At 68.4% G+C, this 20,963-nt stretch carries 14 protein-coding genes and 1 tRNA gene; 10 read left to right on the top strand and 5 right to left on the bottom strand.

The genetic code is table 11. The features are described from left to right. The first annotated feature begins 478 nt into the window (after nucleotides 1-478). Nucleotides 479-2,023, top strand: a complete 1,545-nt coding sequence (locus LJE69_RS04025) for a class I adenylate-forming enzyme family protein (RefSeq protein WP_296921733.1) — start codon at nucleotides 479-481, stop codon at nucleotides 2,021-2,023. Between the two features lie 83 nt (nucleotides 2,024-2,106). Here LJE69_RS04025 and LJE69_RS04020 read toward each other — a convergent pair whose 3' ends face one another. After that, nucleotides 2,107-2,307: a hypothetical protein gene (locus LJE69_RS04020; protein ID WP_296921731.1), complete on the bottom strand. Its 201-nt coding sequence runs from the start codon at nucleotides 2,305-2,307 to the stop codon at nucleotides 2,107-2,109. A gap of 603 nt (nucleotides 2,308-2,910) precedes the next feature. On the opposite strand from LJE69_RS04020, the gene LJE69_RS04015 reads away from it, so the two are divergent. Then, complete coding sequence (locus LJE69_RS04015) at nucleotides 2,911-3,090, top strand: hypothetical protein (RefSeq protein WP_296921729.1); 180 nt, start codon at nucleotides 2,911-2,913, stop codon at nucleotides 3,088-3,090. Nucleotides 3,091-3,115: 25 nt separating this feature from the next. Here the strand turns inward: LJE69_RS04015 and LJE69_RS04010 are convergent, their stop codons facing one another. Further along, nucleotides 3,116-5,689, bottom strand: a complete 2,574-nt coding sequence (locus LJE69_RS04010; RefSeq protein ID WP_296921727.1) for an EAL domain-containing protein — start codon at nucleotides 5,687-5,689, stop codon at nucleotides 3,116-3,118. A 490-nt stretch (nucleotides 5,690-6,179) separates the two neighbouring features. Between LJE69_RS04010 and dnaE the strand changes: the two genes are divergently transcribed. Next, the gene (gene dnaE, locus LJE69_RS04005; protein WP_296921725.1) at nucleotides 6,180-9,827 is read left to right on the top strand and encodes a DNA polymerase III subunit alpha; all 3,648 of its coding nucleotides are present in this window, start codon (nucleotides 6,180-6,182) and stop codon (nucleotides 9,825-9,827) included. 388 nt (nucleotides 9,828-10,215) lie between these two features. On the opposite strand, the gene LJE69_RS04000 is transcribed toward dnaE, so the two are convergent. Continuing rightward, the gene (locus LJE69_RS04000; RefSeq protein ID WP_296921723.1) at nucleotides 10,216-11,385 is read right to left on the bottom strand and encodes an alkaline phosphatase family protein; all 1,170 of its coding nucleotides are present in this window, start codon (nucleotides 11,383-11,385) and stop codon (nucleotides 10,216-10,218) included. A gap of 207 nt (nucleotides 11,386-11,592) precedes the next feature. Between LJE69_RS04000 and LJE69_RS03995 the strand changes: the two genes are divergently transcribed. The 7 genes from LJE69_RS03995 (at nucleotide 11,593) to LJE69_RS03965 (ending at nucleotide 17,483) form a co-directional block, all read left to right on the top strand. Then, a complete protein-coding gene (locus LJE69_RS03995) occupies nucleotides 11,593-12,243 on the top strand; it encodes a response regulator (RefSeq protein ID WP_296921721.1) in 651 nt (216 codons plus the stop codon). Between the two features lie 52 nt (nucleotides 12,244-12,295). Next, nucleotides 12,296-12,946 (top strand): uracil-DNA glycosylase, encoded by a 651-nt coding sequence (locus LJE69_RS03990; RefSeq protein WP_296921719.1) that lies wholly within the window; start codon nucleotides 12,296-12,298, stop codon nucleotides 12,944-12,946. A gap of 163 nt (nucleotides 12,947-13,109) precedes the next feature. Then, a complete protein-coding gene (uvrC, locus tag LJE69_RS03985; RefSeq protein ID WP_296921717.1) occupies nucleotides 13,110-14,927 on the top strand; it encodes an excinuclease ABC subunit UvrC in 1,818 nt (605 codons plus the stop codon). A 585-nt stretch (nucleotides 14,928-15,512) separates the two neighbouring features. Beyond that, on the top strand, nucleotides 15,513-16,124 hold the full coding sequence (gene pgsA / locus LJE69_RS03980) for a CDP-diacylglycerol--glycerol-3-phosphate 3-phosphatidyltransferase (protein WP_296921741.1): 612 nt from the start codon (nucleotides 15,513-15,515) through the stop codon (nucleotides 16,122-16,124). A 104-nt stretch (nucleotides 16,125-16,228) separates the two neighbouring features. Continuing rightward, nucleotides 16,229-16,304, top strand: a tRNA-Gly gene (locus LJE69_RS03975). Between the two features lie 513 nt (nucleotides 16,305-16,817). Then, the gene (locus tag LJE69_RS03970; protein ID WP_296921715.1) at nucleotides 16,818-17,117 is read left to right on the top strand and encodes a hypothetical protein; all 300 of its coding nucleotides are present in this window, start codon (nucleotides 16,818-16,820) and stop codon (nucleotides 17,115-17,117) included. A gap of 186 nt (nucleotides 17,118-17,303) precedes the next feature. Beyond that, nucleotides 17,304-17,483 carry a hypothetical protein gene (locus LJE69_RS03965; RefSeq protein WP_296921713.1) on the top strand — a complete coding sequence of 60 codons (180 nt, stop codon included), beginning with the start codon at nucleotides 17,304-17,306 and terminating at the stop codon, nucleotides 17,481-17,483. A 5-nt stretch (nucleotides 17,484-17,488) separates the two neighbouring features. Here the strand turns inward: LJE69_RS03965 and rlmKL are convergent, their stop codons facing one another. Together rlmKL and LJE69_RS03955 are read right to left on the bottom strand one after the other, a co-directional pair. Beyond that, nucleotides 17,489-19,729 carry a bifunctional 23S rRNA (guanine(2069)-N(7))-methyltransferase RlmK/23S rRNA (guanine(2445)-N(2))-methyltransferase RlmL gene (rlmKL, locus tag LJE69_RS03960; protein ID WP_296921711.1) on the bottom strand — a complete coding sequence of 747 codons (2,241 nt, stop codon included), beginning with the start codon at nucleotides 19,727-19,729 and terminating at the stop codon, nucleotides 17,489-17,491. Then, the gene (locus LJE69_RS03955; RefSeq protein ID WP_296921709.1) at nucleotides 19,726-20,646 is read right to left on the bottom strand and encodes a hydrogen peroxide-inducible genes activator; all 921 of its coding nucleotides are present in this window, start codon (nucleotides 20,644-20,646) and stop codon (nucleotides 19,726-19,728) included. Before LJE69_RS03955 ends, rlmKL begins: the two co-directional genes overlap by 4 nt. Nucleotides 20,647-20,963: the final 317 nt, after the last annotated feature.

Genomic DNA, 20,963 nt, shown 5'->3' with positions numbered 1-20,963 from the left:
TGTTCCATTTCGGAAGCTAGCTGACCATGACGAAAAGCTGAGGGGCTTCATCGAGGCGAAACATCCAGATGCGAAACATGATATTGCCACAGCTTTCTTGGAAAGGTGCCTCGCGTTCTGCCGCGCCGAAGGCGGCGTGTCAATGGTCCTTCCCCAGAACTGGTTATTCTTAACAAGTTATCGAAGACACAGGGGCTGGAGATCAATCGCAAGCGCTCGCAGCGGCTGATATGCCGGCTCGTCCGGCAAGCCGCCGTCACCTGGCCCGCACACCTTGCGCCCACGCCCTGAGCATAAAGCGCCGCCAAATCGGCGTTCCCCTTAGGGAACGTCGCCCTGCTAACCGGGTAACCTAGTGCCGCGGCCGTCTAGCAGCATTGGCGCCCCCCGGCACACCTGCACGGCACAACTCTCCTGCCACACGCCCTTTGCCGAGAAGATCCCCAGAAGAGGTGATGCGATGTCAATTTCAGGGCCAATGCTGAGCGAGCCGGCGCTGTTGACGAGGTTGCTGGACCGTGGTCTCGGCGACCGTCCCGAGGTCCCCGCGCTGGTGTCTGCCACCACCTCGATGTCGTGGCGCGCATTGGATGCGGCCAGCAATCGTTGCGCCGCAAGCCTGCTGGATCTCGGACTGCAGAAGGGCGATCGCGTGGCGTCGCTGATGCCGAATCGCACGGCGCTGATCGTTCATTATCTCGCCTGCATCAAGGCCGGGCTGGTGGCCACCCCGCTCAACTACCGCTATACGGCGCCCGAGATCGACCATGCGCTCGATGTCAGTGGCGCGTCGGTTCTGCTCGCCCATGCCGAGCGCCATGAGGACGTCGCCAGGAGCCGCCTCGCGGGCGATTTGCCGCTCGGCGTTATCGAATACGGCAACGCGGATGGCCGAGGGATGTCCTTCGAGTCGCTGCTGGAGCGGGAGAGCGCGGGATTCTCTCCGGCAGCGCTGGCGCCCGATGACCCGGCGGTCATCTTCTTCACCTCCGGTAGCACCGGCAAGCCAAAGGGGGTGACGCATACCGCTGAATCGCTCGGTTGGATGCTGGCAAGTGCTGCCGCCGGGATCGGGCTTGGCGCCGTTGATGTGATGCTGCCGGGGTCGTCCCTGTCGCACGTCGCGGGCTTCGTTTGGTCCATGACCGCGTTGTCCGTCGGCGCGCGGTTGGTCGTTCCCAGGACCTTGGATGGCGATGAGTTGCTGCCCCTGTTTCGCTCGCAGCGCCCCACCGTCCTCAGCATCCTCCCGTCGACCCTGTTCACGTTGGTGCGCGACCACAACGCCACGCATGAAGACTTCGGATCGCTGCGCTTGTGCCGAGCGGCCGGTGACAAGGTGGCCTCCGAGCTGGAGCGCGAATTCATGGCCTTGGCCGGATTCCCCATCGACGAAGGGTACGGCATGACCGAGATCGGCTTTGCGCTGATCACCCCGCCGTCCGGCCCGTTCAAGCTGGGCTCGGTTGGGCGCCCGATGCCAGGCTTTACGATGCTGATCCGCGATGAGGCCGGCGCAGAGGTGCCAACCGGCACGGAGGGATGCATCTGGGTCCGTTCCCGCAGCTGCATGTCGGGCTATTGGAACGACAAGGCAGCCACCGAGGCAGCCATCCGGGACGGCTGGCTGGACACCGGCGACGAGATGACGGCCGACGCGGACGGCTATTTGTGGTTCCACGGCCGAAAGAAGCAGATGATCGTGCACGACGGCTCAAACATCTGCCCGCAGGAGGTCGAGGATGCCCTGTTGGCCCACCCCGCCGTGGAGAACGCCGGCGTGGTCGGCGTCCACGACCTGTTGCACGGGGAGAATGTTCGCGCTTACGTCACCCTCAAGCAGGGCGCGCCGCGGCCGACCGTCCAGGAGATGATTCGCCTGGCCCGATCTCAGGTCGGCTACAAGGCACCGGAGGAAATCATCATCCTCGATGAAATACCTCTGAACCCGACGGGCAAGGTCGACAGAATCGCCCTGAAGCAGTTGGCCGACGTTCATCTCGCAGGCGCATCCTCCGCGTAGCGCGCGGCTCGTGGCTGGTGCCTCCCTGGCGCGCCGAAGCGGGGGCATCGCGGCCCATGGGGATGCAACGCCGCGGGCGTCGGTCAACGGTGGCTCGCCAAGTCGTCGGCCACCGAGTCTTCGCTACTGCCCTCGATCCACTCCCAGCCACAGTAGCGGCACTGGAATTGGATCAGGGTGCCGCGGGTGCCGAGCATGCACTCGGACTTCGGTTGCTTGCTCCCGCAGGCGGGGCAGATTCGGATTTCATCGCCATCGTCGAAGTGCTTTGGGTGGTTAGGCATATGGATGTGCCTCAGGTTCGCGCTTGGCTGCGGCCCGTCGTCGGGGGCAGCGACGGCCCTCTGCGAAGATGCCGGCAAGGCGCGCTTCACCGACGTCAGGGCAGCCGGTACTCACCACACATTTGGCCACGACGCTTGCTTACCAGCAGCCGTTCGCGGTCGGTTGCATCGACGGTTCGTCCGGTGGCGCAATCGGTGCGAGGAATCAGCCGGTGGTCTTCAGCGGCGACGGATGAGCAGGCCCGGGCGATAGCGCCTCCGGTGGCGCTCTTGATCGCCTCATGCCCCCGAGATTGGGCAAGTATTGGGTATAGCTCGGGTTAGCGCAGCGTAACCCGAGCTACGATGCGCTCGATTTCGGCGTTGCGACCAATACTTGCCCGGTCTCTCCTGCGCCGGCGCGTCAAGCTGGAATTGTCTCGCGCCATGCCCGCGGGGCGGGCACGTCGCGCGCTACTGTGTTATATCCGGGAGCGCCGGCAGGCGTTGGACCGCCGTCGGGTGCCGGCGTTCCCCGTCGGCCGAGTGCACGGCGGTGGCTCGGGAGAATCGGGAATCAGCCGGCTTGTTTAGACGCCCTCGATCAGACCCAGGAGGAGATCCATGCGCATCATCGACGCGGAAGCAGCGGTCCTGGCGGACCTGAAGGAGGAGGGGCGGGTGGTGGCCGAGCGTGCCTTTCCCGGCTTCACCGTGACCACCCTGCGCCATCCCACGCTGGGCAAGCTGGTGCTGGTGCAGGCGCCTGACGGCAACGGCGCGATGGTGGAGGCAAACGAGTAGCTGTCCGCCGGTAAATGAGCAGGGCTCAGTGCAGCCGCGAATCCGACAGCGACATCGACCCCATCGGGCGCTCGGACTGGAATAGGCCGACCCAGGCGTTGACGTCCGCTGCGGACATGGCCGGGGCCAGGTAGTCGCCCTGCCCATAGCCGCAGCCGAGCTGCTTGAAGGCTTCCAACTGTTCGCGCGTCTGAATGCCCGTGGCGACCACCAGGCTGCTGAAATGCCTGCCGAGGGAGACCCCGGCTTGCACCAGCGCCTGAGCGCGCCCCTGGTGTGTCACGCCCGCGGCCAGTGTGCGGTCCAGCTTGATGGTGTCGAAGCTGAGGTCCGCGAGTGGGGCCACCGGCGTCCGACCGGCCCCGAAGCCATCCAGGCACACCAGCAGTTGCTGGCCGAGCAGGCGCTCGCGCCAGGCACTGATGTGCGGGTGATCGTTGGTCAGCGCCGCTTCCGGGATCTCGAAGCGCAGGGCGCTCGGATCGATGCCGTACTTGTCCATGGCACGCCTGACCTCCGCCAGCAGGCGCTCGTCGCCGAGCTGCGACACGGATAGGTTGATGCTCAGGTACTCGCCCTGGTACCAGGTCTGATGCTGCTGCCACTCGCACAGCTGCCTGCACGCGAGGTGGATGACGCGATAGCCCAATTCGCGGATGAGTCCGCCGGCCACGGCGTAGGGGACGAACTGCGCCGCCGGCAGCAGGCCGCGCGTCGGATGCTGCCAGCGCAGCAGGGCCTCGCAGCCCAGCGGCCGCCCCGTGTCCAGCGCCACCACGGGCTGGTAGTGCAACAGGAATTGCTCCGCCCGTAGCGACCGGACAAGCTCCCTGCGCAGGCGCTCATGCGCCTGCTGCTCGCTGCGCATGGATGCCTCGAAGCGAACCGCCCTGTTGCCGCCGCGCTGCCGCGCCGCGTCCTGCGCGAGACCCGCATCGGCAATGATGTCGTCCACGCGGGCGTAGCGCGCATTCAGGGTAACGATGCCGATGCTGGCTTTGAGCCGCAGTTCGCGTGCGCCGCAGCGCATCGGCTCCGCCAGCTTGGCCAGGATGCTGCTCGCCCGGCCCTCCGCCGCGCAGGGCTCCTGGCCCGCGCGCAGCATCACCAGGAACTCGTCGCCGCCGAAGCGCCCGATCGACTCGCCGGGCTCCAGCACGCGTTGCAGCGCGGCACCGACGTCGCGCAGTATCGCGTCGCCGCCGGCGTGGCCGCAGCAGACGTTCACCTGCCTGAAGTCGTCCAGGTCCAGCAACAGCACTTGGCGCTGGATGCCCGGTTGGCGTTCAGCCTTGCTCAGGGTCCGGTCGAGCTCTTCACGCAGCCAGTGGCGGTTATGCAGGCCCGTCACCGGGTCGTGGTACGCGGTCCACCAGAGTTGCCTGCGATCCTCGGCCTGCTCGGCGCGGAACTTGAGTGTCAGTGCAATGAGCCAGCAGATGGACTCCACCAGATTGCCAATGGGGAAGGCCACCGAGACCACGCCCGGCAGCGCGACGCTGTCCACGGCGATGGAGGTGGCCTGCAGCCCGCCGCCGAGCATCGAGGCGCCGAGACCGGCCGCGAACCAGCGCAGTGCTGCATCCGCGTCGCGTAGCCGGCGCGCCAGCAGCGAGAGCACCAGAACCGCCAGCACGGCGAGTACGGCGGCTCCCAGCCGGTAGCTCCAAGTGGTCCAGGCGGAGCTGAGAAAGGCTGCGGATGCGAGGGCGACGCCGGCGGCAATAGTGAGCGTCAGCCCGCGGCGCGGGCGCAGAAAGGTCAGCACCACGCCGGTAATGCCCGGCACCACCAGCGCGACGGCGAGCGCTTGCATCATCCGCGTATGCGTCGGCCAGAAGGGTATCCAGGCCGGGCCGAGACCGAGCGCCTGAAGCTGGTAGAACTGCAGCGTGAGCAGGTATACCACGTAGGCCAGGGCGAAGGCGTTGCGCTGCCAGGCGACGAAGCCGAGCCCCACCAGCAGCAGCACCGCCAACATCCCGGTGTAGGCGCCAAGCTGGGTCCACTGGCGTGCGGACAAAGTCCGGAAGCGGCTTTCCGGCGCATACTCAATCCATTCTCGAACGGCCTTGGCGTCGGCGACGACGGCCACCGGCGGCGTGTCGCCGAGCGCCGCCGGCACCCGCGTGTTGGCCAGTGGGCTGGCAACCGTGCGCTCGCCCATCGGCAGCGCTCGGCCGGACAGGCCCGCGTGCACGCAGCCCCGGGCGTCCTCGGCCAGCACCAGCAGCCGCTCGACGATGCTGTCGCGGGTATAGACGATGCCGGGCTCGGGGAAGGTCAGGCCGGCGAGCCGGGCGAAGACGAAGGCGCCGGTGCGCACCCCGGGGGGCAGTGCCGGGATGCTCGTCGGCGCACAGTCCGTGGGCTGCGTGGCCGCGAGCTCGCGGTAATGAGTGAGCCACGGCGCGGCCGCTTCTCGGGCGGGCTGGAACAGCGCAGGTTCTGCCCATGCGGCCACGTGCGCAGAGGCCGCCGGCGGTGCCGAGACCATGATGAGCACGACGACAAGTGCCAGTGCCGCGGAACCGACGGCGCAGGTCCATGCCTCGGCTGCGCCGCGTCTCCGGGTGCTGGTCTGCTCGATGATGTGCATGACAGCCTGCCGGCGATTGTGGCAGGCACCGGAAGGTGCGGGCGCTGCCGATTCGGCATGTCCGGCTGGCCGTCGCGAAACCGCCGCGGCCCGCGCACCACCGCGGCCCGTGTGGAACTGCTCGACGCATCGCCGCCGCTGCGGCAAGGCGTGACGGTCGTCCGGTGTTTGGTGGGCCTCGTGCCCCGCCTGTCCACAGGACTCGTCCTGCCCGTTCCCGGGGCCAATCACAGCTTGCTACCCGCTGCAAACCGGGGTGTCCGTGGACGGATCACCCTCGTGTGCAATACAAAGAATACACGTAGCAATCGCAGGGGAACATGACAATTGGCCGCTTGGTGATGGCTTCGAGGCTTGCATTTTCGCCTCGCATGGACTCAACGGGCGCGAGCGCCGACGTGCGGTCGGCGCCAGCCACGGTCGCGGACGGCAACGCGTAGAATCCGGCAGTCCAGCTTCAGCCGAGCCCATCGCCCTCCCGAGCCATCCCATGCAAGCCCGCTTCGTCCATCTGCACCTGCACTCCGAGTACTCTTTGAGCGATGGCCTGGTGCGGGTCAAGCCGCTGGTGAAGGCGGCCGCGGCCGCCGGCATGCCCGCCGTCGCCGTGACGGACAAGACCAATCTGTTCTGCCTGGTGCGCTTCTACAAGGCCGCGCTCGCCGCTGGCATCAAGCCCGTCGCCGGCACCGAGGTCGCGGTGCAGGACCCGGACAACCCCGCCGAGCCGCACCGGCTGGTGCTGCTGGTGCAGGATGCCGCCGGCTACAAGAACCTGACCCGGCTCATCTCCCGCGCCTACCTGGAGGGCCAGTACCAGGGCATCGCGCAGGTGCAGCGCGATTGGGTGCTGGACGCCAGCCAGGGGCTCATCGCGCTCTCGGGCGGCGTTGGCGGCGACCTGGGGCGCGCGCTGGTGGGGGGGCACCGGGCCGACGCGGAGGCCAGGCTCGACACCTGGCTCGGTGCCTTCGGCAACCGCTACTACCTGGAGCTGACCCGCACCGGCCGCGAGGGCGAGGCGGAGTGTATCGAGGCCAGCGTCGATCTCGCCATCGCCAAGGGCGTGCCGGTGGTGGCCACCAACGATGTCGCCTTCCTGAAGCCGGAGGACTTCGACGCCCACGAGGTGCGCACCTGCATCCACGGCGGCTGGACCCTGGCGGACAAGCGCCGGCCGCGCCGCCATGCCCCGGAGCAGTACCTGCGCTCGCCGAAGGAGATGGCGCTGTTGTTCTCGGACCTGCCGGAGGCGCTGGATAACTCGGTGGAGATCGCCAAGCGCTGCAACCTGGAGTTGACGCTGGGCAAGAACTACCTGCCAGCCTGGCCGGTGCCCGCGGGCATGACCATCGACGAGCTCTTCGCCGCGGAGGCACAGAAGGGCCTGGAGTGGCGCCTCGACCGCACCTTCGACCGCACCGCCCCGGACTTCGCCGAGCGCCGCCAGCCCTATGACGAGCGCCTCCGGATCGAGCTCGACGTCATTTGCCAAATGGGCTTCCCGGGCTATTTCCTGATCGTCGCGGACTTCATCCAGTGGGCCAAGGACAACGGCATCCCGGTGGGGCCAGGGCGCGGCTCGGGGGCCGGCTCGCTGGTGGCCTACGCGCTCAAGATCACGGACCTCGACCCGCTGGAGCACGAGCTGCTGTTCGAGCGCTTTCTCAACCCCGAGCGCGTGTCGATGCCGGACTTCGACGTGGACTTCTGCATGGAGGGCCGCGACCGCGTCATCGAGTACGTGGCGCAGAAGTACGGCCGCAAGGCGGTCTCGCAGATCATCACCTTCGGCACCATGGCCGCCAAGGCCGTGGTGCGCGACGTCGGCCGGGTGCTGGGCCACCCCTACGGCTTCGTCGACAAGATCGCCAAGATGGTGCCCTTCGAGCTCGGCATAACGCTGGACAAGGCGCTGACGGAGAGCGAGGACCTGGCGAACGCCTACCGCGAGGACGAGGCGGTGACGGCCATCATCGACATGGCCCGCAAGCTGGAGGGCGTCGCCCGCAACGCCGGCAAGCACGCGGGCGGCGTGGTCATCGCACCCACCGAGCTGACGGACTTCGCGCCGCTCTACTGCGAGCCGGGCGGCGCGAATCTGGTCACCCAGTACGACAAGGACGACGTGGAGCAGGCGGGCCTGGTGAAGTTCGACTTTCTGGGGCTGCGCACGCTCACCATCATCGATTGGGCGCTCGCCACCATCAATGGGGAGCGCGAGGCCAAGGGTGAGGCAGCGCTCGACATCAACCTCATCGACCCAAAGGACCCGGACGCCTTCGCACTCTTGCAGCGCTGCGAGACCACAGCCGTGTTCCAGCTCGAATCGCGCGGCATGAAGGAGCTCATCAAGAAGCTCGGGCCCGATTCCTTCGAGGACATGACCGCGCTGGTGGCCCTGTTCCGCCCGGGGCCGCTGCAGTCCGGCATGGTGGACGACTTCTGCGACCGCAAGCACGGCCGCGCCGACGTCGCCTACCCGCACCCCAAGCTCGAGCCCATCCTCAAGCCCACCTACGGCGTCATCCTCTACCAGGAGCAGGTGATGCAGATCGCCCAGGTGCTGGCGGGCTATTCGCTCGGCGGCGCTGACCTGCTGCGCCGCGCCATGGGCAAGAAGAAGGTGGAGGAGATGGACAAGCAGCGCGCCATCTTCGAACAGGGCGCGGTGGAGCGGGGCGTCGAGGCCGAGACCGCCACCTACATCTTCGACCTGATGGAGAAGTTCGCGGGCTACGGCTTCAACAAGTCCCACTCGGCCGCCTATGCGCTGGTGTCCTACCAGACCCTGTGGCTCAAGGCGCACTATCCAGCCGCCTTCATGGCCGCGGTGCTGTCGGCGGACATGGACAACACCGACAAGGTCGTCACCCTCATCGACGAATGCCGAAGCCAGGGCCTCGCGGTGGAGCCACCGAAGGTGAACCGCTCCGAGTACCACTTCACCATCGACGGCGAGCGCACCGTCGTCTATGGCCTCGGCGCCATCAAGGGCGTCGGCGAGTCGGCCATTGCGGCCATCCTCGAGGCCCGCCGCGACGGCGCCTTCCGCGACCTCTGGGACCTATGCCGGCGCGTGGACCTGCATAAGGTCAACAAGCGGGTGTTCGAGGCGCTGATCCGCGCCGGCGCCTTGGATGGGCTAGGCGGCGGCTTCGGGGCGGACCCGGTCGGCGCCGGCCCCAACCGCGCCACCCTGACGAACTTGCTCCCCGCCGCCATCCAGCTCGCCGAGCAGCACCAGGAGCAGCAGTCCTCGGGCCAGGCGGACCTGTTCGGCGCCCTGTTCGCGGACCAAGCCGAAGACTCGGCGGCCGTCGCCGAGCCGGACCCGCAGCTCGCCGCCCAGCGCTGGCCGGACTGGGACGAGGACGAGCGCCTGCTGGGTGAAAAGGAGACCCTCGGCCTCTACCTCACCGGCCATCCCGTGAATCGCTACGACGCCGAGCTGAACGTCCTGGTGGCCCAGCGCATCGGCCCCCTGCTGGCGTCGAGCCATGGTCTTGCCGACCCCGGCGTCACCCAGCTCCGCGGCGGGGACCGCGACCAGCGCACCGTCGCCGGCCTGGTGCACCAGATCCAGGTGCGCAAGGGCGCGCGCGGGCGCATGGCCTCGCTGACCCTGGACGATCGCACCGGGCGTATCGAGGTCACCTGCTTCAACGATGTCTACGAGCAGGCCCGCGAGCTGCTCCAGCCCGACGCCATCCTGGTCATTAGCGGCAACCTGCGCGCCGACGACTACACCGGCGGCGTCGGCCTCATCGCCCGCGGCGTGCAGACCCTGGAGCAGGCCCGCGCCGGGCGCGCCGAGCACCTGCTGCTGCGCCTGGACCTCGCCGAGCCCGCCGCGCACGCGAAAGGCCTGGAGCGCGTGCAGCGGCTCCACGAGCTGCTGCAACCCTACAGCGGCGAGGGCACGCCGCTGCGCCTGCACTACCGCCGTCCCGGCTGCGAGGGGCGGCTGCGCCTCGGCGAGAACTGGCGGGTGACGCCGGCGGACGCGCTGCTCAAGCGCCTGCGCGGGCTGCTCGGCGACGACGGCGTGGAGGTGGTCTACGAGCGCGAGCGGGTCGTCGCCGCGCCACCAGCGCCGGTGGCGGCGGGGCGGCCGCAGTTGGCGGTGGTGCGGTGAGTTCGGCTGGGGTGATATTGGCCACCCGGCGACACGCCAGGCCGTGCCGCCGCGACTAGTGCACCAGTGCGCCACTCCCGAGACCGTCTCAGGTCGTTGTCGTTGTCGTTGTCGTTGTCGTTGTCGTTGTCGTGATCGTGATCTCAACCGTCTGGATATTCGATTACGACCACCACCACGAGGGAGTCCGGTCTCGGAATTGCCGCAGCGAAGCACCAGACTGCTGGAGGTCGGCCTGCTGTGCGCGCTCAGCCTGCGGCAGCCGCACTCCGCCGCGGAGCTCACCACCCCTGGGCGCTGACCTGCGCCAACCACCTCTTTGGCGCGGAGTCGGGCTTCACTATCGCTCAGCCCGACCTACGGGCCGGTGCTTGATCCGGCGTCGCGGTCACACCCGCGCCAGGGACAGCGGCACGTACAGCTCCTCGGGGCTCAGGCCCCCGTGCACGCCGATCTGCCTGAAGCCCTTCTCGGTCGGTAGCTGGTCGTGGATGACGGCCCGGCCGCGGGCCAGCAGGGTGTAGTCGCCGATGCGCTCGGCGAGCCTCGGATGTGGGGCGCCGGTGCCGAAAAGGCCGGCGTCGAGCAGGTCTTGGCTGCGATGGAGGTCGAACCGCTCGCCGAGCACGTCCCGGCAGTAAGCGGTGAAGCGCTCGACGCGGTCCGCGCGCACATAGCAGAACGCGGCCCGGGGCTCGCCGCAGAGGGGTAGGGTGAGGCAGTCGGCCAGCACCGGGTGATCGGCGAGCTGCACGACGTCCTCGGGCCGGCAGTCGAGGTGGCCGTGGTCCGCGCTCACCAGCACGGCGGTGTCGGTGCCGGCGATGTTGCGCAGGAAGCGTGCGTAGAGCGCATCGATGGCGTGGAAGTGGGCCAGCGCCTCGGGGCTGTCGATGCCCCGCTCGTGGCCGATGCCGTCCAGGCCTGGCCAGTAGAGATAAAAATAGCTCGGCTCGCGGGCGCGGCGGATGGCGCGGGCGGCGCGCCTGAACATCTGCTTCAGGCCCTTATAGGGCAGAAGTTGGGCCGGCCCCAAGTGCGCCAGATTGAAGTCCGAGCGGGCGATATGGGCGGGCGAGACGGCCACCGAGGGTGTCGCCAGGCGCTCGAAGATGGAGCGGTGACCCAGCAGCGCCGGCAGGTCCACGCCGGCGCTCGTGTAGCCGACGCCGCCGTAGCGCGGCGTCCCGGGCAGCACGGTCATCACGCAGCCCAACTCCCGGAGCCAGGTGAACCAGCCGGTGAGCCCATGCTGCTGTGGCGCATCGCCGGTGAGATAGGTGGTGATGGCGGTCGCCGTTGTGGGTGGGAAGACGGACGTCAGCTCGCCGATACGGTGTGCCGCCAGCGCGGACCCGGCGCCGTGCCGTGCGAGCCAGCGGCTGCCGAGGCCGTCGAGCACCAGCAGGACGATGTGAGGAACATCAGCGAGGGCTTGGGCGGGCAGGGCGCTCAGTTCCGGCAGCGCGGCGCGGCCGCCGCGGGCCGCGATCAACGTCGCCGTCAGGTTGACGATGCCGCCACCCTGATAATCCGGTTGGTGCGCGATCGTAATCATCGGTCCCAAGCATACTTGCGGGACGTTACCATGTCGCGTGTCGCCACTCGTGCTGCGGCTGTCGGGTTGCGGGGGCAAAGCCGGCTCAGACCCAGCAAGGTGCTACTTTCCGCTTGATCGGTTCATGGGGGTAGGGTTGACGGTCGCAGAACAACACGTATCCGGGCAGGCGGCCGGAATGAGGTCGCCGCGGGTCGGGGGGCATCCATGATCAAGCTCATGATCGTCGACGATCACCAACTGGTGCGCGAGGGCCTGCGGTCCATCTTCGCATCTGCGGTCGATCTCGCCGTGGTGGGCGAGGCGCAGAGCGGCGAGGATGCCATCGCGCTGGTGCAGCAAGGCGCATCACCGGACGTGGTGCTGATGGACATCAACATGCCGGGCGGCATGGGCGGTATCGAGGCGACCCGCCGACTCACGCGGATGCTGCCCAACTTGCGCATCATCGTGCTGTCGGCGCTGAGCGAGGAGCCTCTGCCGACGCAGTTGCACGACGCGGGCGCCATCGGCTATCTCACCAAGGGCTGCCCCGCGAAGGAACTGCTCGACGCCATTCGCGCGGTGGAGCGCGGCTTGCCCTATGTCGACGCGCGGCTCGCGCAGCGGCGCATGGTGGCCGGTTGGCGGGGTACCAAGGAGACGCCGTTCGCGGACCTGTCGCCGCGCGAGATGCAGGTGACGCTCATGATCCTCGACGCCCGCCGCAACCACGAAATCGCCCAATGCCTGTCACTGAGCCAGAAGACTGTCAGCACCTATCGCCAGCGTATCTTCGAGAAGCTGGGCATCACCACCGACGTGGAGCTCACCCGGCTCGCCTATCGCCACGGCATCATCAAGGAGACCGAGACGTGAGCCGGCGCGGCGGCTACGGCGTTGCGCGGGGCTTTCATTCGGAGCCGGCGCCTTGAGCCAGTACCCGGACGCGACCTTCGACCCCGCCTGCCGCCGCTGCCCGCGCCTCGCGAGCCATCTCGACGCGGTGCGCCGCGCGCATCCGGACTACTATGCCAGGCCGGTGCCGCCCTTCGGTGACCCGGCGGCGCGGTTGCTCATCGTTGGCCTTGCCCCCGGGCTGCACGGCGCCAACCGCACCGGCCGGCCATTCACCGGTGACTACGCCGGCATCCTGCTCTATGCGACCTTGCACCGCCACGGCTTCGGGTCAGCGCCTCAGTCCGTGGCCGCCGACGACGGGCTCGTGCTGCGGGGCTGCCGCATCAACAATGCGGTGAAGTGCCTGCCGCCCGAGAACAAGCCCACCACCGACGAGGTGCGCACCTGCAACGACTTCCTTGCCGCCGATCTGGCCAGGCTGCCCGACGGCGCCGTGCTGCTGGCCCTGGGCCGGGTGGCCCACGGCGCCGCGCTGCGGGCGCTCGGGCTCAAGCAGGCCGCCTGGCGCTTCGGCCACGGCGCCGAGCATGCGTTGCCGAACGGTATGACGCTCGTGGACTCTTACCATTGCAGCCGCTACAACACGCAGACGGGGCGGCTCACCGAGGCGATGTTCGACGCTGTGGTTGGGCGGTGTCGGGAGTTGAGTATGGAACGATAGTGCGGAGTTTGAATTTTCCTGCGTAGCGCGAATTTTGTTGCGTAGTGCTTAGTGCGTAGTGCGTAGTGCGTGGGAACTGCCCCAACTGCCGCCGCACCCCGCACCCCGCACCCCGCACCCCGCACCCCGCCTCCCGCACTTCGCTCGCACCCCGCACTTCCCTATGTCGTTCGACCACCGCGCCGCCCTCAAACAGATCCCGCCCAAGCCTGGCGTCTATCGGATGCTGGACGCGGAGGGGAACGTGCTCTACGTGGGCAAGGCGAAGGACCTCAAGCGCCGGGTGGCGAGCTACTTCGGCCGCGCGCTGAATCGCCGGCTGGTGGTGATGGTGGGCCAGATCGCCGACATCCAGGTGACGGTGACTCGCACCGAGGGCGAGGCGCTGCTGCTGGAGAACAACCTCATCAAGGCGCACAAGCCGCGCTTCAACGTGCTGCTGCGCGACGACAAGAGCTATCCCTACATCCGCCTCACCGCTGGTGACAACTTCCCGGCGCTGTACTTCTACCGCGGACCGCGGCGAAGCAAGGCGGACAAGTACTTCGGCCCCTATCCGAGCGCCTGGGCCACCCGCGAGACCCTGCAACTGTTGCAGAAGCTGTTCCCGGTGCGCCAGTGCGAGGACACTTTCTACAGCACCCGCACCCGGCCCTGCCTGCAATACCAGATCAAGCGCTGCACCGCGCCCTGTGTCGGCTTCATCTCGCCCAAGGACTACGCCCTGGACGTGGCCCACAGCATCAAGTTCCTGGAGGGGCGCACCGACGAGGTGATCGCCGAGCTGGCCGAGCGCATGGAACAGGCCGCCGAGGCCTTGGAGTTCGAGCGCGCCGCGCGGCTGCGCGACCAGATCGCGACCTTGCGGCGCATCCAGCAGCGCCAGTACGTCGCCGGCGATCACGGCGACCTCGACATCGTCGCCGCCACCGAGGCGGGCGGCACCGTCTGCGTGCAGGTGTTTTTCATCCGCGCCGGGCGCAACCTGGGCAACAAGGCGTTCTTCCCGCAGGTGCCGGACTCCGAGGGGCTGGAGGCGGTGCTCGCGGCCTTCCTGGCGCAGTTCTACGCCGACAAGGAGATCCCGCCGGAGATCCTGGTGAGCACCGAGCCCGACGAGCGCGACTTCCTGGAGACCGCCTTCAGCGAGCAAGCAGGTCGGCGCGTCGCCATCCGCCACCGCGTGCGCGGCGACCGCGCCCGCTGGCTCGACATGGCCCGGGAGAACGCCGAGCTCGCGCTCAAGTCCCGCCTCGGCAGTCGCGCCGGCTACGGCCGTCGCCTGGAGGCGCTGCGCGACGCGCTGGACCTCGACGAGCTGCCGGCCCGCATGGAGTGCTTCGACATCAGCCACACCCGTGGCGAGCTGACAGTGGCCTCCTGCGTGGTGTTCGACGCCGAGGGACCGCGCAAGTCCGACTACCGCCGCTTCAACATCGAGGGCATCACTCCCGGCGACGACTACGCCGCCATGGAGCAGGCGCTCACTCGCCGCTACCGGCGCGTGCAACAGGGCGAGGTGCCCATGCCCGACCTGCTCTTCATCGACGGCGGCAAGGGCCAACTCGGCGCGGTGCGCAAGTCGCTGGCCGAGCTCGGCGTCACCGGCCTGCAACTGGTGGGCGTCGCCAAGGGGCCCGACCGCAAGGCCGGCGCTGAGCAGCTCTGGCTGCCGCAGCGGCCAACGGCCATCATTCTTGGCGCCGACTCACCGGCGCTGCATCTGGTGCAGCAGATCCGCGACGAGGCGCACCGCTTCGCCATCACCGGCCACCGCCAGCGCCGCGACAAGGCGCGCCGCACCTCGGTGCTGGAGGGCATCCCCGGCGTTGGCCCCAAGCGCCGGCAGAGCCTGCTGAAGGCCTTCGGCGGCCTGCGCGGCCTCACCCGTGCCGCTCCCGACGACATTGCGCGGGTGGATGGCATCAGCGCGGAGCTCGCGCAGCGGATTCATGATGCGGTGCGGTCGGAGAGTACGTAGTACGTAGTACGGAGTGCGCGGGGCAACGAGACCGTGAAAGTATTGCTCGCAACTCCGAAAACGAGCGGATCGTAGGTCGGGTTGGCGATAGCGCAACACGACAATCAACGGCTTACCGACGCCCAGCGTCGGGCTACGCTGCGCTAACCCGACCTCCCATAACCGCTGCTCCGGGCGCGCCGGCGTGGGAGCGCCACTGCCTTTTGTGGCGCGACGACGGCTGAGAGGTTGCCTGCCGCTTGGCGGTTGCTCGGGGCGTGGTGTGCTGCTCTGCCGCCGGTCGCGGCACCGAGAGTGCCGCTCCCACAAGGGCTGCTACACTGAGTGCTTTTGCAGTCTCAACGCGCCACGCACTGCATATTCAACAGATTTCCCTCGTCGCGAAGCTCCAGCTTCGCGACGCCAGTGCGGAAGCTCCGCTTCCGGTGTCGACAGGTTCCTGCGGGGCCGGAGCTGAGCCGTTACGACCCGCCACCACGCACTGCGCACTCCGCACTCTGCACCTCCCCGGTACAATGTCATGGCCCGCCGCCCGCATCGCCGGCAGTATGCCGTACACAACTCCGCCGGAGAAACCTCGCCTTGATTTGGAACATCCCGAACGCCCTGACCCTGCTGCGCATCGCGCTGATCCCGGTGTTCGTGGTGATCTTCTACCTGCCGGTGCCTTGGGCGCGGCCGGTGTGCGCGCTGGTGTTCACGCTCGCCGGGATCACGGACTGGCTCGACGGCTGGTTGGCGCGGCGCTGGGGGCAGACCTCGCCGCTTGGGGCCTTCCTAGACCCGGTGGCGGACAAGCTGATGGTAGCGGTCGCGCTGGTGCTGTTGGTGCAGGGCGATCCGCGCGTGTTGCTGGCGCTGCCGGCGGCAGTGATCATCGGCCGCGAGATCACGGTCTCCGCGCTGCGGGAGTGGATGGCGGAGATCGGCGCCCGCGCCAAGGTAGCTGTCAGCATGGCGGGCAAGCTCAAGACCACGGCGCAGATGATCGCCATCGTGATGTTGATCATCGGCGGCCCTGTGCTCGGCCTTCCCGTCGTCGATCTCGGCCTGGTGTTGCTCTATCTGGCGGCTCTGCTGACGCTCTGGTCAATGGTGCTCTACCTGCGGGCGGCTTGGCCCAGCCTCACGGGCAGCGTGCCAGCCCCTCGCGAAGGGCAGGGGGACGTGCAAGGCAGCAGGCCTGAGGAACGCTGAGCCGTCCCGTGCGTGCGGGGCGCGTGCGCTCGGCAGGTCACCGTAAGCAAACCGCAACAACAGTTGACAGGCAGACGATTCGCGCTACAATAGCGCGCTCTGAGGCGGGAATAGCTCAGTTGGTAGAGCACAACCTTGCCAAGGTTGGGGTCGCGAGTTCGAGTCTCGTTTCCCGCTCCAAGTCCTCGAAACGGCGGCCCTCGGGCCGCCGTTTTTCTTTGTGTGTCCGTTTCACGCGCACCGGCACCTCGCTCCACGACTCGACCATCGGCGGCCGGTCCAGCTCGTTTCGCCTAGCCGGTTCCGTCCAGCCGACCCAGCCCGGCGATCCCTGCGCGCGCAGGAGCTAGCCGAAACGCCCCCTGCCGACCGCCCCTGGGAGTGTCGCCCTCCAGGGCGACACTCCAGGGCGACACTGATCGGGATTGTGGTCGGCACTGCGAACGGTCTCGGCATTTCCGCGCCAGTGCACTCGCGACGCGACGGCGCGGCAAATGGGCGATTGCTCGGAGTCTCTTTGAGGGGCTCCCCGATTAATTCCTTTGCGCGAGACTTACCTGGTGATACGCCTGCCGTCCATAGGCGTACCCGGCGTCCTGCGCCACCCTTAAGGGCACACGGAGGTATGAAGGACTCGACGAACCGGCGGTGCATGACGCAAGACGGACAAGCCGACGACTGATGAGCTTTGCAATGGACGTGAACGACCATGTGACGGCGGTGGCGGTGCGTCCGGCAATTGCCGGGGCGCTCGGCATGAATCTCAGGCCGGTGGATCGTCCGCGAGGTCAGCGCGATGGGAGCGCGCCGGCTCTGTCGGGGGGACAGAGACGGCGCGCCCGCAGCGCATCGCCGCTTCGGCGTCGCGATAGTGGTCGGATGTCGGGGGGCAAGCTCGATCGCAAGCTCGTGCTGCGCATCGTGCAAGCGGTGACATTGGCCGTCTCGGCAAGGCATCGCTCAAGCGATGTGCGGCAATTGATGACTCTGTAACGCCGCTAGGGAAATCTGCGAAGCAAAATAAATGGTGTCAGGCCAGCGGGAGGGGCCAATTGCCCGATGGCGTGCCTGCCATCGGGCTCTTCGTTGTGCTAAAACAACACTGATTATTCGGCCATGCATCAATCAGAAGTCGTCGCGCGCAGGCCTGTCTACCCGGCAAATGCAACGGAGGTAACCATGGACTTCGAGAGTAAGACTGCATTCTGGATCGCATCGATCGAGCGGAGCGATCTCGGGTATACCTACGTGCGGCTTTTCGTTGGTGCCCCGCGGGCGGTTCGGCATCAACTCATTAACCGCTTCGGGAAGGGCACGGTGTTCCTGGCGCCTGTTCAGGGCAAGCCGCTCGCGGCTTGAGCCGATCAAGCTCGCCGCCGCAGCCGCCAGCACTGGTGGATGTGCGGATTGCGCGCGAAGTCCCGGGGGATGGTGGCCAAACTGATATCGCTGATCTCCAGCGCGCCGGCCGGGTCCAACGCTTCGGCGTCCAGCCGGAAGCGCCGCCGGTTGGTGGAGAAGATCAACTCGCCGTCGGGCGCGAGCAGGTCGAGTGCACCCTGGATCAGCGCGACGTGATCGCGCTGCACATCGAAAGTGCCGCGCATGCGCTTGGAACTGGAGAAGGTGGGCGGGTCCAGGAAGATGAGCCCGAAGCGCCCGCGGTAGGCGCGGGCGTTGGCGAGCCAGTCCAGGCAGTCCGCCTGGATGAGTTGGTGATCGCGCCCGCTTGCGCCGTTGAGCGCGAGGTTGCGCTGCGCCCAGTCGAGATAGGTGCGCGACATGTCCACGCTGGTGGTGGAGCGTGCGCCGCCGGCAGCAGCGTGCACGCTGGCGCTGCCGGTGTAGCAGAAGAGGTTCAGCACGTGCCTGCCGTGAGCCAGCTCGCGCACCAGCCGGCGCGTGTCGCGGTGGTCCAGGAACAGCCCAGTGTCCAGGTAATCCTCGAAGTTCACCAGCAGCCTGAGACCGTCCTCGGCCACGGCGTGGAAGCGCCCGGTCTGGCCCAGCCGCTCGTACTGCGCCGCCCCACGCTGGCGCTGGCGCACCTTGAAGAACATGTCCTGCTCCGGCACCGCCAGTACCTCGCCGATGACGCCGATGGCCTCGCGCAGGCGCCGGCGCGCGGCCTTCGGGTCCACGTCGGCCGGTGCGGCATACTCCTGCGCGTGCACGAAGCGCCGCTCCGGCGTTTGCGAGTCCGCTGAGCCGTAGACGTCCACCGCTAGCGCATATTCCGGCAGGTCCGCGTCATAGAGCCGGTAGCAGGTGATGCCCTCGGCGCGCAGCCACTTGGCGAGCGCCTTCTGGTTCTTGCGCAGGCGGTTGGCGAGCATCTCGGCGCCGGGGCCTCGCTCCGCAGGCGGCAGCGGACGCGGGCGGTCCGAGACGTGCGCCTCCGGGGAAATCTCGAAGTGCAGCAGCCGGCACTCGATGGGGCCGTTGTAGAGGGTGTGGAAGCGCTTGGCACGCAGGCCCATGACCTTGCCCAGCTCCGGATTGCCGGTGAGCACGGCGGCCCGCCAGCCGTCGAAGCGCCCGCGCAGCACCGCGCCCAGGGTGGCGTAGAGCGCGGGGAGCTCGGATGTATCGCCCTCGTTCGCGCCAAGCCGCTCGCCGTAGGGCGGATTGGTGACCACGAGGCCGTGGGTCTCGCCGGCCACGGGGGTGCAGTCGGCCAGCTCGCGGCGCTCGAAGTGCACGTGGCCGGCGAGGCCGGCGTGCTTCGCATTGGCTTGGGCCGCATGCGCCACGCGCGGGTCATGGTCAGAGCCGCGGATGTGGAGCCCTCGCTTGGCCAGGCGTGCAAGGCCGGCGGCGCGGCGGTCCCGGGCCTCGGCCAGCAGCGCGTCCCAGGCCGGCGCGTCGTGGCCGAGCCAGCCGGTGCAGCCCCAGTGCACGTCGAGCTCGGTGCGCAGCAGGCCGGGGGCGATGTCGGCCGCCATCAGTGCGGCCTCGATGGGCAGGCTGCCGCCGCCGCACATGGGGTCCAGCAGGGCGCCGCCGGCGGCCGCGATCTCCGACCAGCCGGCGCGCAGCAGGACGGCCGCGGCCAGGTTTTCCTTCAGCGGTGCCGCGACCTCCTGCACGCGCCAGCCGCGGCGGTGCAGCGGGTCGCCGGAGAGGTCCAGCGACAGGGTCGCGTGGTCGCGGAAGAGCTGGCAACGCAGGCCCAAGTCCGGCCGGCGGGTGTCCACATCGGGCCGCTCCAGGCCGAGCTCGCGGAACTGATCCACGATGGCGTCCTTGACCTTGAGGGCGCCGTAATGGCCATGGCCGATGCCGGAGCGCACCGCGTCCAGGTGCACCGCCAGCGTGCGGCCGGGCGCCAGGTGCGCGGCCCAGTCGATGTCCCGCACGCAGGCATACAGCGTATCGGCGTCCGGAGCGTCGAACTCCGCCAGGGGCAGCAGCACGCGGCTCGCCACCCGCGACCAGATCAGCGCCCGGTAGGCGTCCGCCAGGCTGCCCGAGAAGCGCACGCCGGCGCGGGTCTCCTTGGCATCCGCCAGGCCGAGTCCGCGCAACTCCTCGGCCAGCAGGGTCTCCAGGTTGCGGGCGGCGCTGGCGAAGAAGGCGTAGGTTGCCGATGCCGCCGCGGTCACGCCTTGACCGCCTTCACCGTGTTGGGCAGTTGCAAGAGCGTGACCTCCGCGAAGGTTTCCAGCGCCGCGCGGCGCGGGAAGCTGCGGCGGAACACCAGCGAGATGCGCCGCTTGGCGTCCGGCAGCTCCAACGGGCGCGCGATGATGCCGCTGTCCGTCATCCAGCCGCCGCGGATGGCCAGCGCCGGCACCAGGGTGCAGCCGAAGCCGGCACCGACGAGCTGCAACAGCGTCTCCAGACTCGCCGCGCGCAGGTCCGCCATTTCGCCGGTGCGCGGGCGATCTGCCAGCTTGCAGACCTCCATCACCTGGTGACTCAGGCAGTGGCCCTCGGAGAGCAGCAGCAGGTCGATGGACTCGAGATCTTCCTGCGTGATGTCGTCCTTGTCGTAGAGCGGATGGTTGCGCGGGTGCGCCAGCCAGAACGGCTCGTCGAACAGCGGGATGCTGGTGAGGTCCGGGTTCGAGATGGGCGTCGCCAGCAGCGCCGCATCCAGCTCGTGCTGGTCCAGCCGGCGCAGCAGCGAGTCCGTCGTCTCCTCGAACAGCACCAGCTTCAACTGCGGACAACGGCGCTTCAGCGGCACCAGTACCAGGGGCATCAGGTACGGGCTCAGCGTCGGGATGGCGCCGACGCGCAGCGGGCCGGCCAGCGGGTCCTGGTGCGCGCGTGCCACTTGCTCGATGGCGTCTGCCTGCTCCATCAACAGTCGCGCATGACTCAGGATCTTCTCGCCGATGGGCGTCACCTCCACCGAGCGGTTGGTGCGCTCGAAGATCACCACCCCGAGCTGGTCCTCCAGCTTCTTGATCTGCCCCGACAACGTCGGCTGGCTCACGAAGCACCGCTCCGCCGCCTTGCCGAAGTGCCGCGTCTCCGCCACGGCGAGGATGTACTTAATGTCCCGGAGGTTCATGGAGTGAGGTCAGCGCGCTCCCGCTCTTGGCCCAAGACCACAAGGATCATAAACCATTCCCGCCAGCGCCTCCCGGGGCCGCCGAGTTCCACTCGGCACCCCGGGGCCGCCGAGTGCAACTCGGCGCGTTTCGCGTGCACGTGCGCTTGATGCTGACCCGAGCAGCGCGCGCGCCGCGGCAGGCCGCCTGGCGGCGGCCGGGCCGAGTGCAACTCGGCGCCCCCAGAGAACCGGGCCAGTATTCGCGCTAGCCGCCATCCAAAGCGCGCCAGCGGGTGGCGCCCACCCAGGAGGCCCGACAAGCCAGCGCCAACGAC

Origin of the sequence: Thiohalocapsa sp., from assembly GCF_022340605.1 — a bacterium.
Taxonomy (GTDB): Bacteria; Pseudomonadota; Gammaproteobacteria; order Chromatiales; family Chromatiaceae; genus Thiohalocapsa.
Note: the sequence above shows the minus strand (reverse complement) of the source record. Positions and strands in the feature narration are given on the sequence as shown.